The organism is Nocardioides eburneus (assembly GCF_040838215.1).
GTDB lineage: Bacteria > Actinomycetota > Actinomycetes > Propionibacteriales > Nocardioidaceae > Nocardioides > Nocardioides eburneus.
On record NZ_JBFPJR010000071.1, the window covers coordinates 1 to 1,049 of the forward strand.

The window sequence follows — 1,049 nt, forward strand, 5'->3', positions numbered from 1 at the left end:
CCCGTTCAACTCACCCGCGCACCGGCCAGGGGCCGCGCGCGTCGGCGCCCCTGGACGCCGACGCGCGCGGCTCTCGCGCTTTCGGGTCGGCGCAAATGTCGACCATTTGCGCCGACTCGACGTTTCGCAGTCTGGGTGAGAAGCCCGTCATACTCGACCTGATGACGACCGACACGCCCGCCCCTCAGCAGCTCCTCTCCGTCGCGATGGTGACCCTCGGGTGCGCGCGCAACGAGGTCGACTCCGAGGAACTCGCCGGACGCCTCAGCGCCGGTGGGTTCCGGCTGGTGGCCGACCCGGCGGACGCCGACACCGTGGTCGTCAACACCTGCGGTTTCGTCGAGCAGGCGAAGAAGGACTCGGTCGACACGCTGCTCGAGGCCGCCGACCTGAAGAGCTCCGGGAAGGCGCAGGCCGTGGTGGCCGTGGGCTGCATGGCGGAGCGCTACGGCAAGGACCTGGCCGAGTCGCTGCCCGAGGCCGACGCCGTCCTCGGCTTCGACGACTATCCCGACATCGCCGCCAAGCTCCGGTCGATCCTCGCGGGGGAGTCCCATCACCCCCACACCCCGCAGGACCGGCGGCTGCTGCTGCCCATCTCTCCGGTCGAGCGGGACGCCTCGGCCATCTCGGTGCCCGGCGTCTCGGCCGTCGTGCCCGCAGGGGTGGACCAGGTGCCTGGGTTCACCGGGCGCACCCGCCTCGACGACGCTCCCTGGGCCCCGCTCAAGCTCGCCAGCGGCTGCGACCGACGCTGCACCTTCTGCGCCATCCCCTCGTTCCGTGGCGCCTTCGTGTCCCGGCGCCCCAGCGACGTCCTGCACGAGGCGCAGTGGCTCGCCGGCCAGGGCGTGCGCGAGCTGTTCCTGGTGAGCGAGAACTCGACGTCGTACGGCAAGGACCTCGGTGACCTCCGGCTGCTCGAGACGCTGCTGCCGGAGCTTGCCGCGGTGGACGGGATCGACCGCGTTCGCGTCTCCTACCTCCAGCCGGCGGAGACCCGGCCGGGCCTGATCGAGGCGATCGCGACGACGCCGGGCGTGGTGCCC

Annotated in this window: 1 protein-coding gene; it reads left to right on the forward strand. The window is 72.1% G+C overall.

Translation table 11 applies throughout. The annotated features are described in order from the left end of the window. Nucleotides 1–161: 161 nt before the first annotated feature. Nucleotides 162–1,049 (forward strand): radical SAM protein (locus tag AB3X52_RS19380; RefSeq protein ID WP_367995749.1); only part of this gene is annotated, 888 nt, incomplete at its 3' end.